21 protein-coding genes are annotated in these 18,792 nt (G+C 56.1%); 15 read left to right on the top strand and 6 right to left on the bottom strand.

From position 1 onward, the window contains the following. Positions 1–173: 173 nt before the first annotated feature. On the top strand, positions 174–1,337 hold the full coding sequence (locus N1689_RS20325) for an MFS transporter (protein WP_260060044.1): 1,164 nt from the start codon (positions 174–176) through the stop codon (positions 1,335–1,337). On the opposite strand, the gene N1689_RS20320 is transcribed toward N1689_RS20325, so the two are convergent. Further along, on the bottom strand, positions 1,334–2,254 hold the full coding sequence (locus N1689_RS20320; protein WP_161732880.1) for a LysR family transcriptional regulator: 921 nt from the start codon (positions 2,252–2,254) through the stop codon (positions 1,334–1,336). The two genes, N1689_RS20325 and N1689_RS20320, sit on opposite strands and share 4 nt — an antisense overlap. A gap of 102 nt (positions 2,255–2,356) precedes the next feature. Between N1689_RS20320 and lysA the strand changes: the two genes are divergently transcribed. Then, the gene (gene lysA, locus N1689_RS20315) at positions 2,357–3,613 is read left to right on the top strand and encodes a diaminopimelate decarboxylase (protein WP_161732878.1); all 1,257 of its coding nucleotides are present in this window, start codon (positions 2,357–2,359) and stop codon (positions 3,611–3,613) included. Positions 3,614–3,645: 32 nt separating this feature from the next. Here lysA and N1689_RS20310 read toward each other — a convergent pair whose 3' ends face one another. Further along, positions 3,646–3,954 carry a PTS lactose/cellobiose transporter subunit IIA gene (locus N1689_RS20310; RefSeq protein ID WP_222925029.1) on the bottom strand — a complete coding sequence of 103 codons (309 nt, stop codon included), beginning with the start codon at positions 3,952–3,954 and terminating at the stop codon, positions 3,646–3,648. A 178-nt stretch (positions 3,955–4,132) separates the two neighbouring features. On the opposite strand from N1689_RS20310, the gene N1689_RS20305 reads away from it, so the two are divergent. The 5 genes from N1689_RS20305 to N1689_RS20285 all read left to right on the top strand — a co-directional run bounded on the left by N1689_RS20305 (position 4,133) and on the right by N1689_RS20285 (position 8,558). Next, entirely contained in the window at positions 4,133–5,482 is a 1,350-nt protein-coding gene (locus N1689_RS20305) for a PTS sugar transporter subunit IIC (protein WP_161732874.1), read from the top strand. Next, positions 5,479–6,906 carry a glycoside hydrolase family 1 protein gene (locus N1689_RS20300; protein WP_260060043.1) on the top strand — a complete coding sequence of 476 codons (1,428 nt, stop codon included), beginning with the start codon at positions 5,479–5,481 and terminating at the stop codon, positions 6,904–6,906. The genes N1689_RS20305 and N1689_RS20300 overlap by 4 nt, the downstream gene beginning before the upstream one ends. Positions 6,907–6,921: 15 nt before the next feature. Next, positions 6,922–7,239, top strand: a complete 318-nt coding sequence (locus tag N1689_RS20295; RefSeq protein WP_010248665.1) for a PTS sugar transporter subunit IIB — start codon at positions 6,922–6,924, stop codon at positions 7,237–7,239. Between the two features lie 96 nt (positions 7,240–7,335). Then, positions 7,336–8,109, top strand: a complete 774-nt coding sequence (locus tag N1689_RS20290; RefSeq protein WP_260060042.1) for an FCD domain-containing protein — start codon at positions 7,336–7,338, stop codon at positions 8,107–8,109. Further along, a complete protein-coding gene (locus N1689_RS20285; RefSeq protein ID WP_222925031.1) occupies positions 8,106–8,558 on the top strand; it encodes a GNAT family N-acetyltransferase in 453 nt (150 codons plus the stop codon). Before N1689_RS20290 ends, N1689_RS20285 begins: the two co-directional genes overlap by 4 nt. A gap of 40 nt (positions 8,559–8,598) precedes the next feature. Here N1689_RS20285 and N1689_RS20280 read toward each other — a convergent pair whose 3' ends face one another. From N1689_RS20280 to mutH, 4 genes are all read right to left on the bottom strand, one after another. Next, a complete protein-coding gene (locus N1689_RS20280; protein WP_161732868.1) occupies positions 8,599–9,639 on the bottom strand; it encodes an NADP(H)-dependent aldo-keto reductase in 1,041 nt (346 codons plus the stop codon). A gap of 139 nt (positions 9,640–9,778) precedes the next feature. Then, positions 9,779–9,997, bottom strand: coding sequence for a YgdI/YgdR family lipoprotein (locus N1689_RS20275; protein ID WP_150014112.1), 219 nt, complete (start codon positions 9,995–9,997; stop codon positions 9,779–9,781). A gap of 118 nt (positions 9,998–10,115) precedes the next feature. Beyond that, positions 10,116–10,826: a TerC family protein gene (locus tag N1689_RS20270; RefSeq protein ID WP_003853954.1), complete on the bottom strand. Its 711-nt coding sequence runs from the start codon at positions 10,824–10,826 to the stop codon at positions 10,116–10,118. 100 nt (positions 10,827–10,926) lie between these two features. Continuing rightward, the gene (mutH, locus tag N1689_RS20265) at positions 10,927–11,604 is read right to left on the bottom strand and encodes a DNA mismatch repair endonuclease MutH (RefSeq protein WP_110330840.1); all 678 of its coding nucleotides are present in this window, start codon (positions 11,602–11,604) and stop codon (positions 10,927–10,929) included. Between the two features lie 684 nt (positions 11,605–12,288). On the opposite strand from mutH, the gene rppH reads away from it, so the two are divergent. The 8 genes from rppH to N1689_RS20225 all read left to right on the top strand — a co-directional run bounded on the left by rppH (position 12,289) and on the right by N1689_RS20225 (position 18,751). Beyond that, a complete protein-coding gene (gene rppH / locus N1689_RS20260; protein ID WP_009087042.1) occupies positions 12,289–12,816 on the top strand; it encodes an RNA pyrophosphohydrolase in 528 nt (175 codons plus the stop codon). A 12-nt stretch (positions 12,817–12,828) separates the two neighbouring features. Continuing rightward, positions 12,829–15,075: a phosphoenolpyruvate--protein phosphotransferase gene (gene ptsP / locus N1689_RS20255; RefSeq protein ID WP_260060041.1), complete on the top strand. Its 2,247-nt coding sequence runs from the start codon at positions 12,829–12,831 to the stop codon at positions 15,073–15,075. Between the two features lie 133 nt (positions 15,076–15,208). After that, positions 15,209–16,090 carry a prolipoprotein diacylglyceryl transferase gene (lgt, locus tag N1689_RS20250; RefSeq protein ID WP_033733822.1) on the top strand — a complete coding sequence of 294 codons (882 nt, stop codon included), beginning with the start codon at positions 15,209–15,211 and terminating at the stop codon, positions 16,088–16,090. Further along, positions 16,087–16,881 (top strand): thymidylate synthase, encoded by a 795-nt coding sequence (gene thyA / locus N1689_RS20245; RefSeq protein WP_260060040.1) that lies wholly within the window; start codon positions 16,087–16,089, stop codon positions 16,879–16,881. Before lgt ends, thyA begins: the two co-directional genes overlap by 4 nt. Positions 16,882–17,069: 188 nt before the next feature. Continuing rightward, positions 17,070–17,540, top strand: coding sequence for a prepilin-type N-terminal cleavage/methylation domain-containing protein (locus tag N1689_RS20240; protein ID WP_161732862.1), 471 nt, complete (start codon positions 17,070–17,072; stop codon positions 17,538–17,540). Continuing rightward, the gene (locus N1689_RS20235; RefSeq protein ID WP_161732860.1) at positions 17,537–18,064 is read left to right on the top strand and encodes a prepilin peptidase-dependent protein; all 528 of its coding nucleotides are present in this window, start codon (positions 17,537–17,539) and stop codon (positions 18,062–18,064) included. Before N1689_RS20240 ends, N1689_RS20235 begins: the two co-directional genes overlap by 4 nt. Beyond that, a complete protein-coding gene (locus N1689_RS20230) occupies positions 18,061–18,465 on the top strand; it encodes a DUF2509 family protein (protein WP_161732857.1) in 405 nt (134 codons plus the stop codon). The genes N1689_RS20235 and N1689_RS20230 overlap by 4 nt, the downstream gene beginning before the upstream one ends. Next, entirely contained in the window at positions 18,425–18,751 is a 327-nt protein-coding gene (locus N1689_RS20225) for a prepilin-type N-terminal cleavage/methylation domain-containing protein (protein WP_237566690.1), read from the top strand. The genes N1689_RS20230 and N1689_RS20225 overlap by 41 nt, the downstream gene beginning before the upstream one ends. Positions 18,752–18,792 lie beyond the last annotated feature (41 nt).

The raw sequence follows: 18,792 nt of genomic DNA, 5'->3' as shown, positions 1-18,792 counted from the left end.
CGAAAAAGCAGCAGGATTATTGCGGCCCCGGCAATAATCCTTTGCTGCGCGCAGGCTATGTCGCGCATCAGCACTGTGCTGTAATGCTCACCGTGACGCAGATCAAATTTTAATAAGCGTCGTGGGGCTGCGCGTCTGTGCAGTTCACCTGCAAATGATATTGGGAGAGTGTTATGCCTGTAGCATTAATGGCGCTGGCGTTGAGTGCGTTCGCCATCGGAACCACCGAATTTGTCATTATGGGATTGCTGCCGGAGGTGGCGCGTGACCTTCAGGTGTCGATTCCGTCGGCGGGCTGGTTGATCAGCGGCTACGCGCTGGGCGTGGCGATTGGTGCACCGATTATGGCGCTGCTCACCGCCAGGCTGCCGCGCAAGAAAACACTGATTCTGCTGATGGTGATCTTTATTGTCGGCAACCTGCTGTGTGCGCTGGCTTACAACTATAACCTGCTGATGCTGGCACGCATCGTCACCGCGCTTTGTCACGGTGCCTTCTTCGGTATTGGCGCGGTGGTCGCCGCCAGTCTGGTACCAGCCGGTCGTCAGGCTTCCGCTGTCGCACTGATGTTCACCGGACTGACCTTAGCCAACGTGCTGGGCGTTCCGCTGGGAACCAGTTTCGGACAGATGTTTGGCTGGCGAGCCACCTTCTGGGGCGTGGCTGTGATTGGCGTACTGGCGTTTATCGCCCTGATCGTGAGTCTGCCGAACAATAAAGAGGAGAAGCCGGTTCACCTGGCGAGTGAAATTGGTGCGCTGGCCAACGGGAAACTCTGGCTCTCGCTGCTGATGACGGTGTTCTTTGCCGCGGCGATGTTTGCACTGTTCAGCTACATTGCGCCGCTGCTGTTAGAGATAACGGGCATCAGCGATCGGGGTGTCAGCTGGACGCTGTTCCTGATTGGCGCAGGCCTGACGGTCGGTAACATTCTTGGCGGCAAACTGGCCGACTGGAAAGTCTCTTTTAGTCTGATCCTCAGCTTCTCCCTGATCGCCATCTTCTCGTTGCTGTTCAGCTGGACCAGCCATGCGCTGTGGCTGGCGGAGATCACCCTGTTCCTGTGGGCGATGGCGACCTTTGCGACGGTACCGGGTCTGCAGATCAACGTGGTCCGTCACGGTAAAGAGGCGCCGAACCTGGTCTCAACCCTGAACATTTCGGCATTTAACGTCGGTAATGCGCTGGGTGCCTGGGTCGGCGGTGCGGTGATTGGCCGTGGATATGGCCTGACGGCGGTGCCGGTTGCTGCCGCTGCGCTGGCGGCAATTGGCCTGCTGATCTGTCTGATCACCTTCCGCAAATCGGGCCGCGCAGCCGCCAGGGTTCGCGCTTAAGCCAGGCGGGCGTCGATGCGTGCCGGAAAGTCAGCCACCTGCCGTTGCAGATGACTGACAAAAGCATCGACCAGCGCCGACGCAGGGCGGTGCTGCGGCCTCACCAGGCTGACGGTAAAGGGTACCGCCACGCTGAACTTACGCATCACCACACCGCTGTCGGCGTAATCCAGCGCCGTCAGCGGATTCACAATCGAAATGCCCACGCCCGCTCTGACCATGGCGCACACCGAAGCGGCGCTGTGCGTCTCCATCACCAGCCGCCGTTCGACGCCCTGCTCATGAAACAGCGCATCCAGCAACTGACGATAACTGTCACTGCGCGACAGGCTGACATACTGTTCGCCCGCAAAATCGTGCGGTGTCAGTTCTGCACGCTGACTCAGAGGATGATGCTGTGGCAACACGCACACTTCATCACAGGTCAGCAGGGCGAGACGATCAGTCCCGGCCGGCGCGTGCTGGGTTTCGGTTAAGCCGATATCATAGCGCTGGGCTGACAGCCACTCCTCCAGCAGCGGCGACTCCTGAGGAATCACATTCAGGCTCACATCCGGGTAGCGCTGTAAAAAGGGCTGACACAGTGGTGGCAGCAGCGACTGCGAAAAAACGGGCAGGCAGGCGATCGACAGCTCACCCTGACGGAACTGGCGCAGCCCTTCAGCCGCTTCCATAATGCGATCCAGGCCGTACCAGGATCGCTGCACCTCTTCAAACAGACGTAATCCCTGCACCGTCGGTTGCAGGCGACCACGAACCCGTCCGAACAACTCTAATCCCAACTGCTGCTCCAGGCGTGCCAGCTCCCGGCTCACCGTCGGCTGTGAGGTATGCAGTAGCGTTGCAGCCTGGGTCAGGTTGCCGCTGGTCATCACCGCATGAAAGATCTCAATATGCCGCCAGTTAATGTTTGCCACGCCGCCTTCCTATATCCATTGTGAATAGATGCTATTAAAACAGATATTTTTCGCTATGGCATGATTCTGGCTTAATGCGGTTATTGCCACAGGAGAATTGCTATGCCACGTTCCTTACAGAGTACCGACACCGCCCTCAACGCCGCTAACCTGCTGCCGTTGGCACGCCGTTATGCCGGGCCATTCTGGGCTTATGATGCGCAGATTATTCAGGCGCGTATTGCCCAGCTGCAGGCGTTTGATGTGGTGCGTTTTGCGCAGAAAGCCTGTTCAAATATTCATATCCTGCGCCTGATGCGCGCAGCGGGTGTGAAAGTGGACTCGGTATCGCTGGGTGAGATCGAACGTGCGCTGGCTGCGGGCTACGAGCCTGGTGGTGATGAGATCGTCTTTACCGCGGATCTGTTCGATCAGCCAACGCTGGCGCGGGTAACCGCGTTAAAGGTTCCGGTCAATGCCGGATCGATCGATATGCTGCATCAGCTCGGCGCGGTCTCACCGGGACATGCGGTGTGGCTGCGGGTTAATCCTGGTTTTGGTCACGGTCACAGTCAGAAAACCAATACCGGCGGCGAAAACAGCAAGCACGGTATCTGGCACGGCGATTTAGCCGAGGCGCTGGCAGCGATTCAGCAGCACGGCCTGAAGCTGGTGGGCATTCATATGCATATCGGCTCAGGCGTCGATTATGCGCATCTGCAGCAGGTCTGTGATGCGATGGTCGAACTGGTGATGGCGTCAGGTCAGGATCTGACGGCGATCTCTGCGGGCGGCGGCCTCTCTGTGCCTTATCGCTATGGCGAAGAGGCGATCGATACCGATCACTATTTTGGCCTGTGGGATGCAGCACGGCAGCGTATCGCTCAGCATCTGGGTCACGCGATAAAGCTGGAGATCGAACCAGGCCGTTTCCTGGTGGCCGAGGCGGGTGTGCTGGTCTCTCAGGTTCGGGCAGTGAAGTCGATGGGCAGCCGTCACTTCGTGCTGGTCGATGCCGGTTTCAGTGACCTGATGCGCCCCTCAATGTATGGCAGCTATCACCATATCTCGCTGATGGGGGGCGATGAGCGGGCGATTGAGGAGCAGCAGACCATCGACACGGTGGTCGCGGGTCCGCTGTGCGAATCGGGTGATGTCTTTACCCAGCTGGAGGGCGGCATGGTCGAACCACGCGCGATTCCGGCGGCAAAGGTTGGCGATTACCTGGTGTTCCACGACACCGGAGCTTACGGTGCATCCATGTCCTCTAACTACAACAGCCGTCCGCTGATCCCGGAAGTGCTGTTTGAGCAGGGCCAGCCGCGGGAAATCCGCCGCGCGCAGACTATTGAGTCGCTACTGGCACTGGAAATCAGCTAATCACCTCGCTCAGGCGGCCGGCGCGCCGCCTGTCAGCTATAGATCTCTTTGCGCAGCATGACCAGCTCCTCTGCCAGCTCGCGGCACAGCATTGCATTCATCAGATGATCCTGCGCATGCACCAGAATCAGCGTGACCGGCAATTTTCCGCTTCCCTCATCTGCACTAATCAACGCGGTCTGAATTTTATGTGCCGCTTTTGCCGCGGTATCTGAAGCTGCCAGCGCTGCGTCAGCCCCGGTCCAGTCGCGTTTGCGCGCACACTGAATCGCCATCATCGCCGACGAACGGGCTTCCCCTGCATTGATCAGCAATTCCATCATGGTCTGTTCGTAATCCATAACGCCTCCGCTATTGGTATGCCAAATTGGCCGTTTTTATCATACTGGAATGCCAATAAGCGTTTCCGGGAGATCCGTCACAGAAAAAACCGAGGAGATTCGTCATTTTGGTATGCCACTAACAGGGAAGACCACGACGATTACAGGAATACCGATCTTACATCTCTGAGGGTTGATCATGTCTCTACAGGACCGCCTTATCGATTCCCTGGGCAGCTTTGCCACCCGCTTTAACAGTTATCGCTACATCATGGCGATTAAAGCCTCGTTCATTACCCTGATGCCGGTGATCATTGTTGGCGCCTTCTCGGTATTGATCTCTAACATGGTGCTGGACAGCAAAAATGGCCTTGCCAGCTTTGCCGCCCTGGCTTTTTTAGCTGATCTTAAGCCCATCACCAGCAGTATCAATTACGCCACGCTTAGCTTTCTTAACATTGGTGCGGTGTTCCTGATTGGTATTGAGCTTGGGCGCATCAACGGTATAAAAACGCTGTTTCCCGGCCTGCTGGCAATCATCTGCTTTGTATCCGTGACGCCGACCACCTTACAGATGATGGTCGATGGGCAGATGCACCTGGTTACCGACGTACTGGCCAAACAATTCTCCGATACCAAGAGCCTGTTTCTCGGCATGTTTATCGCCATTCTGTCCGTAGAGATTTACTGCCGCCTCGAACAGGTTGAACGGCTGAAAATCAAAATGCCCGACACGGTGCCGCCCAACGTGGCCGCCTCTTTCTCCGCGCTAATCCCATCAATCATCACCGTAACGCTGATAGCGACCTTCGGCTTTATCTTCCATCGCGTCACCGGCATGTACCTTTACGACGCGGTATACCAGGTGGTGCAGCAGCCGCTGGAGTCGGTGGTGCAGAGCCTGTGGGGCATTCTGATTCTGATGTTCGTCGCCCAGTTGTTCTGGGTGATTGGTATTCACGGCAACCAGATGGTGAAACCGATCCGTGAGCCGCTGTTGCTGGGCGCGATTATGGTCAACATGACCGCTTTTGAGCAGGGGAAAGAGGCACCAAACATCATCACCATGCCGTTCTGGGATGTTTATATGAGCATCGGCGGTTCCGGCCTGACCATCGGGCTGCTCACCGCCGTGATGCTGGCGACGCGACGCAAAGAGATGCGTGAAATCGCCAAACTGTCGTTTGGGCCAGGCCTTTTCAATATCAACGAGCCGGTTATATTTGGTATGCCGATTATGCTTAATCCAATCCTGGCTATCCCTTTCATCATCACACCGCTAGTGACAGGTTCTATCGGTTACTTCGCTACGGTGATGGGATTTGCCGGGAAAGCCGTGGTGATGGTGCCCTGGACCACGCCTCCGATTATCAATGCCTGGCTGTCAACGGCCGGATCGATGGGTGCGGTGGTGACGCAGATCGTCTGCATTCTGGTGTCAGTACTCATCTATCTGCCATTTGTGAAAGTCGCAGCCCGCCGCGCGGATGCAGCGGAAGCAAAGAACCTGCAACCTGAGCTGAATCCCAACCGAACGGAGGTGTTATGAGTCGTCAGACTGTCCACATACCTGAGAATTTCATTCTGGGGGCTGCTGCCTCCGCCTGGCAGACGGAAGGCTGGAGCGGAAAAAAAGCGGGGCAGGACTCCTGGCCTGACGCCTGGTATCAGCAGGATCGCCACGTCTGGCACAACGGCTACGGTCCGGCGGTTGCCACCGACTTTATTAACCGCTTTAGTGAGGATGTTGCGTTAATGAAGGCCAGCGGGCTGACCCACTACCGCACTTCGATCAACTGGTCGCGTTTCCTGATCGATTACGAAACCGCTACGGTCGATGAGGAATACGCGGCTTACTATGACCGGCTTATTGATGAAATGCAGCGCCAGGGCATTGAACTGATGCTCTGTCTGGAGCATTACGAGCTGCCCGCCACGCTGCTGGAGCAGTATGGCGGCTGGCAGTCAAAGCATGTCGTTGAACTGTTTATCCGCTATGTCGAACAGGTGTTTAAACGCTATGCCGGTCGGGTCACGCGCTGGTTTGTGTTTAACGAGCCGATTGTGGTGCAGACCCGCGTCTATCTCGACGCGCTGCGCTGGCCTTATGAGCAGAACACCCATAAATGGATGCAGTGGAACCACCACAAGAATCTTGCTACCGCCCGGGTAGTGCAGCTGTTCCGCGCGGCAGGCTATGCCGGTCGCATTGGTACCATACTCAATCCGGAAGTCACCTATCCGCGATCATCAGCCCCGCACGACCAGAAGGCGGCGCATATTTATGACCTGTTCTACAATCGGGTGTTTCTCGATCCCGCCATTAAAGGCGAGTATCCGGCAGAGCTGCTGGCGCTGCTTGATAAGCATCAGATTGAGTGGGAAACCACCCCGGAAGAGCTGGCGATTATTGCCGCCAATACCGTCGATGAGGTCGGGCTTAATCTCTACTATCCGCATCGCGTGAAGGCACCGTCCCGCGCCTGGCATCCCGAGACACCCTTTCATCCCGCCTGGTATTACGAACATTTTGAACTGCCGGGGCGGCGGATGAACCGTTCACGCGGCTGGGAAATTCAGCCTGAAATTATCTGGGATATGGCGCAGCGGATGCGCGATGAGTACGGCAATATCCCGTGGTTTGTGGCTGAAAGTGGTATGGGAATTGAGGACGAAACGCAGTTCAAAAATGCCGACGGGGAGATTCAGGACGATTACCGCATCGCGTTTATCAGCGAGCACCTGCATCAGGCGATACGCGCCAGCCAGGCGGGGATTAACTGTCAGGGCTATATGCTGTGGGCGTTTACCGACAATATCTCGCCAATGAATGCCTTTAAAAATCGCTATGGTCTTATCGAAATCGACTTAGATAAGCAGCGTCAGCGCCGTATGAAGAAATCTGCCCACTGGTTCCGTACGCTGTGCGACACGCAGCAATTTACCCTATGGCTTGATGATGAGCCGAAATAACGCGAGGAAACGCGCATGAAACGAATTGTTCTGGCCTGTGCTGCAGGCATGTCGACCTCAATGGTGGTGACGCGGATGGAAAAGGAGGCTGCCGCTCGCGGACTGGCATTTCAGATCTACGCTATTCCGGAGCAAAACCTGCGTGAAGAGCTGCAAAACTACGGCAACGAGGTGGTGGTCGTGCTGCTCGGGCCACAGGTGCGCTTCAAACTGGAGGAGAACAGAAAACTCACCGACAGCTATCAGTTGCCCATCGCGGTAATTGATACGGTTGCTTACGGCACGCTGAATGGTGCAAAGGTACTCGATCAGGCGCTGGCTTTGATACACTGAGCCCCAGTTTGCGAGCCAGCCTCTCCGGTTCGCGGGCATTGTCGCGCAGGGAACCGCGGCAATGCCGTTAGCGCATTGATTGCAAAGGGTGACAGTGTGGACAAAGCCGAAGCGCCGCAAGAAAAAAAGCAGTATCAGGAAATTGGTCAGCACCTGCGTCAGCAGATTTGTGACGGACACTATCCGGTGGGATCGCGCCTGCCGCCTGAACGTCAGCTGGCTGAAACCTGGGGCGTCAGCCGGACCATCGTGCGCGAGGCATTATTGATGCTGGAGCTGGAAGGTACGGTGGATATCCGCCAGAGCTCCGGCGTCTATGTGATGCGTATTCCTTCCGCCAGTGATGATGAAGAAGAGGCCTTCTTCCGCAGCGACGTTGGCCCGTTTGAAATGCTACAGGCACGTCAGTTGCTGGAGAGCAATATTGCAGCCTTTGCCGCAAAAATGGCGACCAAAGCGGACATCGAAAATCTGCGCCGAACGCTGGAACAGGAGCAGCGTGCTATCGCCGCCAACGATAGCAGTCAGGACAACGATAAGTTGTTTCATCTGCTGCTGGCGGGTGCCAGTCAGAACCAGATGCTGCTCGATACCGTCACCTGTATCTGGCGACATCATGACAGTAGCCCGCTCTGGCAGCAGCTGCGCCCGCAGTTTGAAACCCGCGCCTATCGCCTGAAATGGCTCGGCGATCACCAGACCATCCTGGCCGCTCTGCGTCGGCGTGATGTGATGGGGGCCTGGCAATCTACCTGGCAGCACCTCGAGAACGTCAAGAATACGCTGCTGGAGCTTTCCGACGCCGATGCGCCTGACTTTGATGGCTACCTGTTTGATTCAGTCCCGATCTTTCAGGGGAAACTGATGTGATTGAAATCGTCTCGCTCAGCGATGCCCCCCAATTTGCCGATCAGATCATCGACTGGCAGTGGCGCGCATTTGGTGAAACCACAAGCCGGGCGTTCTTTGCCAGTGTGGTGAACAGCAGCCTGACCGGTGCTGATTTTCCGGTAACGTTTGTCGCCGTGGAGGCGGGCAGGGCAATCGGCACGGTGGGATTCTGGCGTTGCGACCTGATCAGCCGTCAGGATCTTTTCCCCTGGCTGGCGGCGCTCTATGTTGATGAGTCGGTGCGCGGCAAAGGTGTCAGTGAGGCGCTGCAGCAGCATGTCATCGCCTATGCACAGGCGCAGGGCTATCCACGGTTGTGGTTGTGGTCAACGTTTGGGGGGTATTACGAACGGTCTGGCTGGCTGCCACAGGGCGAAGCGCTTGAGTATCCCGATAAGCCGGTAAAACTCTATTATCGCGACCTGTGAGAAAGGCCAGCCGCCACAGCGGCAGCTGGCAACAGAGTACTTATGGCGCAGGATAGGTGTAACGGCGGTGGATCGCCTCAATACCTTCCAGAATCTCTGCATTTAAGGTCAGATTGACGCTGTCGATATTAATCTGTAACTGCTCAAGCGTGGTGGCGCCCAGCAGCGTGCTGGCCACAAACGGCTGCTGACGCACATAGGCCAGGGCCATCTGCGACGGGTCGATCTGATGCTGCTGAGCCAACGCCACATATTCGGCAATTGCCTTCTGTGACTGCTCGCCGCTGTAGCGAGTAAAGCGGCTGAACAATGTGTTGCGTGCGCCCGCAGGCTGCGCGCCATTCAGGTATTTGCCGCTCAGCGTACCAAACGCCAGGCTTGAATATGCCAGCAGCTCTACGCCTTCATGCTGGCTGATTTCGGCCAGACCCACTTCAAAACTGCGGTTCAGCAGGCTGTAGGGATTCTGAATGCTGATAATGCGCGGCAGCTCATGCTTCTCTGCCAGTTGCAGATAGCGCATCACGCCCCACGCCGTTTCGTTCGACACGCCGATATAACGGATTTTGCCGGCGCGCACCTGCTCGGTCAGCGCTTCCAGCGTCTCCAGCAGCGTCACCTGCGCCGTGGTCTCGCTGTACTGATAGCCCAGCTTGCCAAAATAGTTGGTCTGGCGCTGTGGCCAGTGCAACTGGTAGAGATCAAGGTAGTCGGTGTTCAGGCGTTTCAGGCTGGCATCGAGTGCGGCGCGGATGTTTTTACGGTCAAGTGCCATATCCGGGCGAATCGAAGCATCATTGCCGCGTGACGGACCCGCCACTTTACTGGCCAGGATGATTTTGTCGCGGCTGCCGCGCTGTTTAAGCCAGCTGCCAATGTATTGTTCGGTCAGACCCTGAGTTTCCGGGCGCGGTGGCACCGGATACATCTCGGCAGTATCAATAAAGTTGATGCCGGAACGGATAGCCAAATCCAGTTGAGCATGGGCGTCGGCTTCACTGTTCTGTTCGCCAAACGTCATAGTGCCCAACCCCAGCTGACTCACTTCCAGCGTGCTGTGGGGAATACGATGATAGTGCATTGCCAGCTTCCTTTTTTTATGGAATGGAATGTTGTGTCCTCAGGGACTATAGCGCGAGCAACGGCGGGGAAGGAAGGGGGAAAAGTCGGGGAAATCGCCTGCCAGCGTGGAATCGATGGCAGGTGATTAAATCGGGCACTTAACGTTCAATGATCGTTGAGACCTCGTCGCTGTTAATCTGCACCTCGTGACCCGTCTGGTCGGTGTACTGCACCAGGCCGGTCTCTTTATCAATGCTCGGCTTGCCTTCGGTCATGATCATCCGGCCATCTTTGGTCGCCATGACATAATCAGAGCTGCATCCACTCAGGAACGCTGCGGTTACCATCACCATTGCTACGCCTGCCCACCCTTTCATCTCGCCTCTTCCTCACAAATCGTTAAGTGCAAAAAGTGTAGTAATAAATGGTTTTGCCGGCAGGGTTAATCGTAGGATTCTGAAAATAACCGGGCGAGCAGGCTCGCCCTTGACTTTATCAGGCGTGCTTTTTCTTGCTGCGCATCAGGTTAAGGCACTCAACCGCCATGGAGAAGAACATAGCAAAATAAATGTAACCTTTTGGTACGTGAACCGCGAAACTCTCCAGAATCAGGGTAAAACCGACCAGAATCAGGAAGGAGAGGGCCAGCATTTTCACTGACGGATGGCGTTCAACAAACTCACCAATGGCGCGTGCGGCAAACATCATCATCAGCACTGCAATGACCACTGCCGCCATCATAATAAACAGATGATCAGAGAGGCCGATGGCGGTAATCACGGAGTCGAGGCTGAAAATAATGTCGAGCATCATGATCTGCACTATGGCACCAAGGAACGAATGAACGCGGGTGTTGTGCTCGCCTTCACTGCCTTCAATCGTTTCATGGATCTCCATGCTCGATTTCCACAACAGGAACAGACCGCCAAACAGCAGAATCAGATCGCGCGCCGAGAACGCATGATCCATCAGCGTAAACAGCGGATTAGTCAGACGGGCGACCCACGCGATGGAAGCCAGCAGGCCAAGACGCATCAGCATCGCGCCCATCAGACCAATACGGCGTGCACTGGCTTGCTGGTGTTTTGGCAGCTTAGCGACCACCAGCGACAGGAAAATGATGTTATCAATACCCAGCACCACCTCAAGGATGGTCAGGGTGCCCAGCGCCAGCCAGGCGTTGGGATCGGAAATCCACTCAAACATACCGGCATTCAATCCTAAACGAAAAGTAAACGGCGATTATACGCATTGAATTCGCCAATCTCCCACAAAATTGCGACATTAGTCGCGCAGGAGACGCGATTTACAGGAGAAAATGGCGCGCCAGCAGGGGACCGGTGAAGCTCTTCTTCAGGTAGAAGCCGCGCGGCAGGGTCATAATGGGCTGGCCCTGATCGCCGATTCCCTCGGTCAGTGCCTTGCTATTGGCGGCTTTGGGCCGGATTTGCAGCCAGGCACCATGCCGTGCGGTAATCTGCTCAACGCGCCCCAGCACGATCATATCCATCAGTTCCTCCCAGTCCTGTCGCAACATCTCATCTTCTTCCGCATTCGGGCTCCACAACAGTGGCGCGCCGACACGGCGTTCCCGCAGCGGAATCTCACGCCCACCTTCAACCGGGATCCACAACACCCGCGCCAGCTTGTGACGCACATGGCTGGTAAGCCAGGTTACGCCGCTGTTACCGGTCAGCGGTGCGACACAGACAAAGGTGGTTTCCAGCGGTTTACCCTGTGCATCAATCGGGATGGTTTTCAGTTCGATACCCAGATGGGCAAAGTCCTGTTCCGCTTTGCTGCCCGCGCTCGCCCCAAGGTGCCACTCCAGCAGCATGCCGACCCAGCCTTTATCGCGTTTAAGATCCGCAGGCATGGGCAGGCCGGCACGTGCAGCCAGCGTTTCCATAGGTAATCCGGCTAAATCCTGCGCGCGTGCCAGCAGGCTGGCTTCATCTTCGGGTGGTCCTGGTGGATAACGCATGTTGATAACTCATAATGATTAAAATGTGTACAGGTGCGGATAAGTAAGTTGTCCCGCTGAAATAAATCGTGTCCGGGCTCGATAATAACATGATAGATCATGCTTTTTTGAGTGGATTGCCCTCGTGCTATCTGCAGTGGGTCAGGGTTATCCCAGCTTACCCGCAATAATGAACAGGATCTCCAGTCCGGTTATCCACAGAAAAGTGGGATAACCCCCTTATCTTTGCGGTACTGGTTCCATTTACAGCCTTGACTTTTCGCTATTTGAACAGAATTTCACCGGCCTGACCTAACCCTGAGCGATTATCTGTGGATAAAAAGCACTGTGATTATAATTTAACCAATTGTCAGTGGGCGTAAAAATATTCGCTGTTTATAAAAAGCCAGTGAAGCGTGATTCTGCATTAATTTCATTTTTAATCAGTCAGATAAGGAATTAACTCTTTTCGGTATTCCCAGGTGTGATAGCAGGGTTATTCAGTTAACTCCCGCGTTCTGCACAAAGCTATCCACAGAAAAGGTGAATAAGATCGAGCTTTTTTGCAGTCTTTGTTTATAACTACGCCCTTTTCTGTGAGTTATCCCGCTATTGATGCCTCAACCCCCCATGAATCCAGTGGTTTACCGCCTGTAAGGAGTGTGAAACAATCAGGCCATTCAAATTTTGCTTTGAGGTAGTCCGGTGATCGATGATGATGGCTACCGCCCGAATGTTGGTATCGTAATCTGTAACCGGCAGGGACAAGTATTATGGGCCAGGCGCTTTGGACAGCACTCCTGGCAATTTCCTCAGGGAGGCATCAATCCCGGTGAAACCGCAGAACAGGCGATGTATCGCGAACTGTTCGAAGAGGTTGGATTACACCGGAAAGATGTTCGAATACTTGCCTCTACCCGTAACTGGTTACGTTACAAGTTGCCAAAACGTTTGGTGCGTTGGGACACAAAGCCGGTATGTATCGGCCAGAAACAAAAGTGGTTTCTTCTGCAGTTAATGTGTAATGACGCGGATATCAATGTGCAGCACAGCAGCACGCCGGAATTTGACGGCTGGCGCTGGGTCAGTTTCTGGTATCCGGTGCGTCAGGTTGTCTCCTTTAAGCGCGACGTCTATCGTCGGGTAATGAAGGAATTCGCTGGCGTGGTGATGTCTATGCAGGAGAGTGCGGGGCAGCGAAATAATCCTGCCCATCGACGTAAGAGAGGTTAGGCCACGCCCTTTATGCTCACTCAGTTGCGCGAAATTGTAGAAAAAGTGGCGAGTGCGCCGCGTCTCAATGAAGCACTCGACATCCTGGTCAATGAGATCTGTCTGGCGATGGATACGGAAGTCTGTTCCGTTTACCTCGCCGACTCCGATCGTCGCTGCTATTACCTGATGGCGACGCGCGGCCTCAAAAAACCGCGTGGCCGCACCGTGACGCTGGCGTTTGACGAAGGTATCGTCGGTTTAGTGGGCCGTCTGGCCGAACCGATTAACCTTGCTGACGCCCAGAGTCACCCCAGCTTTAAATATATCCCCGCAGTCAAAGAGGAGCGCTATCGCTCCTTCCTCGGCGTGCCCATTATCAGCCGTCGTCAACTTCTTGGCGTGCTGGTGGTGCAGCAGCGCGAACATCGTCAGTTTGATGAAAGCGAAGAGTCATTCCTGGTTACGCTCGCCACTCAGATGGCGGCGCTGCTGTCGCAGTCTCAGATGGGGCAGCTATTTGGTCAGTTCCGGCAGACACGGGTGCGCGCTATTGCGGCAGCGCCTGGCGTAGCGGTGGCACCCGGCTGGGTCGATGAGACGCAGCCTCTGCTCGATCAGGTTTCAGCCGCCTCAACGCTGGATGTGCAGCGTGAACGTGAGCGTCTGTCGCTCGCCATGAGCGAAGCAACCAATGAATTTCGCCGTTTCAGCAAACGTTTCAGCGCCAGCGCACAGAAAGAGAGCGCGGCCATTTTCGATCTCTACTCTCACCTGTTAACCGATGCCCGGCTGAAGAAAGATCTGTTCGACGAGATCGAGCACGGATCGGTCGCGGAGTGGGCCGTGAAACAGGTGATCGAGAAGTTTGCTGAACAGTTCGCCAGCCTGACTGACAACTATCTGCGTGAACGCGCAGGCGATCTGCGGGTGCTGGGCCAGCGTCTGCTGTTTCACCTCGATGATACCCTGGTCGGCACCAATGCCTGGCCGGAACGCTTTGTGCTGGTCGCCGACGAGCTGACCGCCACCAGCTTAGCGGAGTTGCCGCAGGAGCGGCTGGCGGGTGTGGTAGTGCGTGACGGCGCGGCTAACTCCCACGCGGCGATCCTGACCCGCGCCATGGGCATTCCGACGGTAATGGGCGCTGACATCCAGCCCCATCAGCTCAACAAACGCCTGCTGATTGTTGATGGCTATCGCGGTGAGCTACTGATCGATCCCGAGCCGGTGCTGGTGCAGGAGTATCAGCGGCTAATCAGCGAAGAGAACGCGCTGAGCAAAATGGCGGAATGCGTGGTCGATCAGCCGGGTGAGCTGAAAAGTGGCGAACGTATTCAGGTGATGCTGAATGCCGGATTAAGCCCGGAACATGAACAGGCGCTGGGCAGTTGGGTCGATGGCATCGGCCTCTACCGCACCGAAATCCCGTTTATGCTGCAGAATGGCTTCCCGTCGGAAGAGGAGCAGGTAGCGCAGTATCAGGGCATGTTGCAGCTGTTCCACAACAAGCCGGTAACGCTGCGAACACTGGATGTGGGAGCAGACAAACAGCTGCCTTACATGCCGATCAGTGAAGAGAATCCCTGCCTGGGCTGGCGCGGCATCCGCCTGACGCTCGACCAGCCGGAAATTTTCCTGGTGCAGGTGCGCGCGATGCTGCGCGCCAATGCCGCCTCCGGCAACCTCAGTATCCTGCTGCCGATGATCAGTCATATCGACGAGATCGACGACGCAAAACAGCTGATTGAGCGCGCCGGACGCGAAGTGGAAGAGATGCTGGGCTATACGATTCCCGCGCCGCGTATTGGCATCATGATCGAAGTGCCGTCAATGCTGTTTATGATCCCGCATCTGGCGTCACGGGTCGATTTTGTCTCGGTCGGCACCAACGACCTGACGCAGTATCTGCTGGCGGTGGATCGTAACAACACCCGCGTCGCGAACCTGTACGACTCGCTGCATCCGGCGATGCTGCGCGCACTGAATGCGATCGCGCAGGAAGCCCGCCTGGCCAATCTGGAATTGTGCCTGTGTGGTGAAATGGCGGGCGATCCGATGTGCGTAGCGCTGCTGGTCGGCCTGGGGTATCACCATCTCAGCATGAACGGTAAAAACGTACCGCGCGTGAAGTATCTGTTGCGTCATCTGGATCACGAAGAGGTGCAGAAGCTCAGCGAGCAGGGGATGAATGCCGACACCGCCACCGAAGTTCGCCATCTGGTCTCGGCCTTTATGGAACGGCGCGGGCTGGGTGGATTGATTCGCGGCGGTCGCTAACTACGAAGCCAGGCGGGTTATCCGCGTTTACATTTGCAAGACAATTCACAAAACCGGCTGTGCTATGATGCGCAGCCTTAATTTATGTGCCTGACAACGCCCCTTTTCAGGGTTGAAAAATAGACGGTGAATGATGAATAACGGCTATATTGCATTTCCGCAGTTCGATCCGGTGATCTTCTCGATCGGACCGGTTTCGCTTCACTGGTACGGTCTGATGTATCTGGTGGGCTTTGTTTTCGCCATGTGGCTGGCAGTACGCCGCGCCAATCAGCCAGGCAGCGGCTGGAAAAAAGAGGAAGTTGAGAACCTGTTGTACGCCGGTTTCCTGGGCGTCTTCCTGGGCGGGCGTATCGGCTATGTCCTGTTCTACAACTTACCGCTGTTCCTTGAAAATCCTCTCTATCTGTTCAAAGTCTGGGATGGCGGCATGTCGTTCCACGGTGGCCTGATCGGAGTGATTGTGGTGATGCTGATCTTTGCCCGCCGCACTAAACGTAATTTTTTCCAGGTTTCGGATTTCATTGCGCCGCTGATCCCGTTTGGTCTGGGTGCCGGTCGTCTTGGCAACTTCATTAACGGCGAGCTGTGGGGACGTGTCGATCCGGGCTTCCGCTACGCCATGCTATTCCCGGGTTCACGCAGCGAAGATGTTGCGCTGGCCGCCACCAATCCACAATATCAGGAACTGCTTAACACCTACGGCGTACTGCCACGTCATGCTTCGCAGCTCTATGAACTGGCGCTTGAAGGTGTGGTGCTGTTTATCATTCTGAACCTGTTTATTCGCAAGCCGCGCCCGATGGGCAGCGTCTCAGGCCTGTTCCTGATTGGCTACGGTGCCTTCCGTATAATCGTTGAGTTCTTCCGCCAGCCGGATGCCCAGCTTGGCCTGTTTGAAGGCGGAATCAGTATGGGGCAGATCCTTTCTGTGCCGATGATTGTTGCCGGTATTATTATGATGATCTGGGCGTATCGTCGTCGCCCGCAGCCACAATTTCGCGAGGAAAAATGAAACAGTATCTGGATTTAATGCAACATGTGCTGCAGGAAGGCACACCAAAAGCTGACCGTACCGGCACCGGTACGCTTTCAATTTTTGGTCACCAGATGCGTTTCAATCTGCAGGATGGTTTTCCGCTGGTCACCACCAAGAAATGCCATATCCGCTCCATTATTCATGAGCTGCTGTGGTTCCTGAAAGGTGACACCAACATCGGTTATCTTAAGGAAAACAACGTCTCCATCTGGGACGAGTGGGCAGATGAGAATGGTGACCTTGGCCCGGTGTATGGCAAACAGTGGCGCAGCTGGGGAACGTCCAGCGGTCAGGAAATTGACCAGTTAAGCCAGGTGATGGAGCAGCTGAAGCGCGATCCTGACTCACGCCGGATTATTGTTTCTGCCTGGAACGTCGGCGAACTCAGCGAGATGGCGCTGGCCCCCTGCCACGCGTTCTTCCAGTTCTACGTAGCGGACGGCAAGCTCTCCTGCCAGCTTTATCAGCGCTCGTGCGACATCTTCCTGGGCCTGCCGTTTAACATCGCCAGCTATGCGCTGCTGGTGCATATGGTGGCGCAGCAGTGCGATCTGCAGGTAGGTGACTTCGTCTGGACCGGCGGTGACACGCACCTCTACAGCAATCATCTGGAGCAGGCGCGCCTGCAGCTGACCCGCGAGCCGCGTCCGCTGCCAAAGCTTAAGATCAAACGCAAACCAGCGTCACTGTTTGACTATCAGTTCGACGATTTCGAGATTGAAGGCTACGATCCGCATCCCGCGATCAAAGCGCCTGTCGCCATCTGATCCGCAGTAAACGATAACGCTCTGGCAACTTTGCCGGGGCTTTTTTTTGCCTGCAAACCGGTAAATTTGCGGCACCGCTCGCACGCTTCTGCCACTGCCTGTTTGCGGGGGATGATTCTCTGCGGCACGCTTTCCAGCCTGTCACAACGCCTGTTGTTTCCCCCGTTCATCACCCGCACTCTGTCTTCATGAAAACAGCACACTTACGCGGTTTTACCCTGCCGGAACTGCTGCTGGTGATGGTGATTACCGGCATGCTGAGCGTTGCTGCGCTGCACGGCTGGCAGCGCTGGCAACAGCGGCAGCAACTGCGCGACAGCGCTCAGCAATTGCAGGGATTCCTGCTACGACTGCGCGCCCAGGCCAACCGGCAAAATAGCGACCTGGTATTATGGTCACAGCCTGGCAATCCCTGGTGCATCGGTGCCGGCAGCCGCCCCGTTACGGGGTGTGATCAAGGGAAAAGGTTGCATTTCATCGTGCCGCACGCGGGCGTTGCACTCTATGACATTCGGGGCGAGCCGGGCTTCTATGGCCGCCGCAATGTCGCTAAAGCGGGCAGTATTGAGCTGGGGAACAGCGCCGGACGCATGCGGCTGATTATCTCAGCCAGAGCCCGAATTCGCCTCTGCATAACGGATGAGGAGACGTGCCGTTGAAAATCGACGGATTCAGCCTGCTGGAGATGCTAATCGCCATGGCAATCAGCGCCGTCGTGATGCTCAGTACCGGTCGTTTTCTGCCGCTGCTGCTGGCGGAGAATGCGGGCGTGCTGCAACAGGCGCAGCTGCGTCAGGAATTACAGCAGATTATGGTGACGCTGGAAAAGGCGGTGCGGCGTGCCGGTTATTGTCACGGTGAGTGCGGCAGTGGCGCACTGAAAATCAGCGAGCACTGCCTGCTGCTGCGCTGGGATGAGAACAGCAATGGTAAATGGGAACCGGTGGGTCATGCAGAGAGTGACTATTACGGCTTTCGCCTGCGCCAGCAGCAGCTTGAGATGCAACGCGGTGTTGACCAGTGTCAGTCAGCGGGCTGGGAGCGGCTCTCCGATCCCGCATTCATGACAGTGGAGCAGTTCGGCATCAGCCAACAGGGCGCTCAGATCAGGATAGTGCTGCAGGGGCGGGCCGGACGCTGGCTTGAAACGGTGGAGAGTTGGGTGGAGGGCGCGAACCTGTGAAGCAGCGGGGCAGCAGTGCGCTGGGCATGGTGTTAATGATTATGGTGATCGGCAGTTTTACGCTACATGCCAGCCGAAAGATGTCTGAGCAGGGAATGCGACTGCTGGCGGATGAGCAGCAGTTTATTCAGGATTTCTGGCGGGCACAGTCGGCGCTGCAATGGGGGCTTTCCCTGAGCTGGCCAGCGACGGAGTCAGCCCTGTGTCAGCAGGATGATCGCCAGGGCTGGCGCAGCTGTTTACAGCGAGGTGAAAAGGATGAAGGTCTGCTTAAAGGTGAGGCCAGCGGCAGTGGCATGGCGGTCTGGCATTGGATACGTTTACGGGGCAATCAGATTAGCGCGCTGCCGCACGGCTGGATTGACTATTGCCCGCTCACGTCCCCGGCAACCTGCCAGTAAATGCGGCGGATTCAGTCTGCCGGAAGTGTTGTTTGCTCTGCTGTTAATGGCATTAAGCAGCAGCACGCTGTTGCACTATCATCGCGCACTGGCGCTGGGATTCAGTCAGCAGTGGTATCAGCGCGAGGCATGGCGGGTGGCTGAGCAGGGACTGGCAGGGCATGACGTTGCCGGGTGGACATCGACGCTGCAACAGCAGAGCGGCCCTTCAGGCTGCACCCTGGAGCGGGCTGACGTGAAGGGGCCTTTTCAGCGCAACGCTACGCTGACGCGCCTGCGATGTTAAAGGTCGCGGTCGCCCTTTTGATGGGTTTCAACCGCGATACG

Origin of the sequence: Pantoea sp. XY16 (genome assembly GCF_025153065.1) — a bacterium.
GTDB lineage: Bacteria > Pseudomonadota > Gammaproteobacteria > Enterobacterales > Enterobacteriaceae > Pantoea > Pantoea alfalfae.
The sequence above is the reverse complement of the archived record's forward strand: the minus strand, read 5'-3'. Positions and strand labels throughout refer to the sequence as shown.

Bases quoted from the DNA above. Each gene is read 5' to 3' on its own strand.
- N1689_RS20240 (WP_161732862.1), top strand. From the start codon at position 17,070: ATGAAAACAGCACACTTACGCGGTTTTACCCTGCCGGAACTGCTGCTG.
- lysA (WP_161732878.1), top strand. From the start codon at position 2,357: ATGCCACGTTCCTTACAGAGTACCGACACCGCCCTCAACGCCGCTAAC.
- N1689_RS20325 (WP_260060044.1), top strand. From the start codon at position 174: ATGCCTGTAGCATTAATGGCGCTGGCGTTGAGTGCGTTCGCCATCGGA.
- N1689_RS20295 (WP_010248665.1), top strand. From the start codon at position 6,922: ATGAAACGAATTGTTCTGGCCTGTGCTGCAGGCATGTCGACCTCAATG.
- N1689_RS20270 (WP_003853954.1), bottom strand. From the start codon at position 10,826: ATGTTTGAGTGGATTTCCGATCCCAACGCCTGGCTGGCGCTGGGCACC.
- lgt (WP_033733822.1), top strand. From the start codon at position 15,209: ATGAATAACGGCTATATTGCATTTCCGCAGTTCGATCCGGTGATCTTC.
- N1689_RS20300 (WP_260060043.1), top strand. From the start codon at position 5,479: ATGAGTCGTCAGACTGTCCACATACCTGAGAATTTCATTCTGGGGGCT.
- N1689_RS20275 (WP_150014112.1), bottom strand. From the start codon at position 9,997: ATGAAAGGGTGGGCAGGCGTAGCAATGGTGATGGTAACCGCAGCGTTC.
- thyA (WP_260060040.1), top strand. From the start codon at position 16,087: ATGAAACAGTATCTGGATTTAATGCAACATGTGCTGCAGGAAGGCACA.
- N1689_RS20280 (WP_161732868.1), bottom strand. From the start codon at position 9,639: ATGCACTATCATCGTATTCCCCACAGCACGCTGGAAGTGAGTCAGCTG.
- mutH (WP_110330840.1), bottom strand. From the start codon at position 11,604: ATGCGTTATCCACCAGGACCACCCGAAGATGAAGCCAGCCTGCTGGCA.
- ptsP (WP_260060041.1), top strand. From the start codon at position 12,829: ATGCTCACTCAGTTGCGCGAAATTGTAGAAAAAGTGGCGAGTGCGCCG.
- N1689_RS20305 (WP_161732874.1), top strand. From the start codon at position 4,133: ATGTCTCTACAGGACCGCCTTATCGATTCCCTGGGCAGCTTTGCCACC.
- N1689_RS20310 (WP_222925029.1), bottom strand. From the start codon at position 3,954: ATGGATTACGAACAGACCATGATGGAATTGCTGATCAATGCAGGGGAA.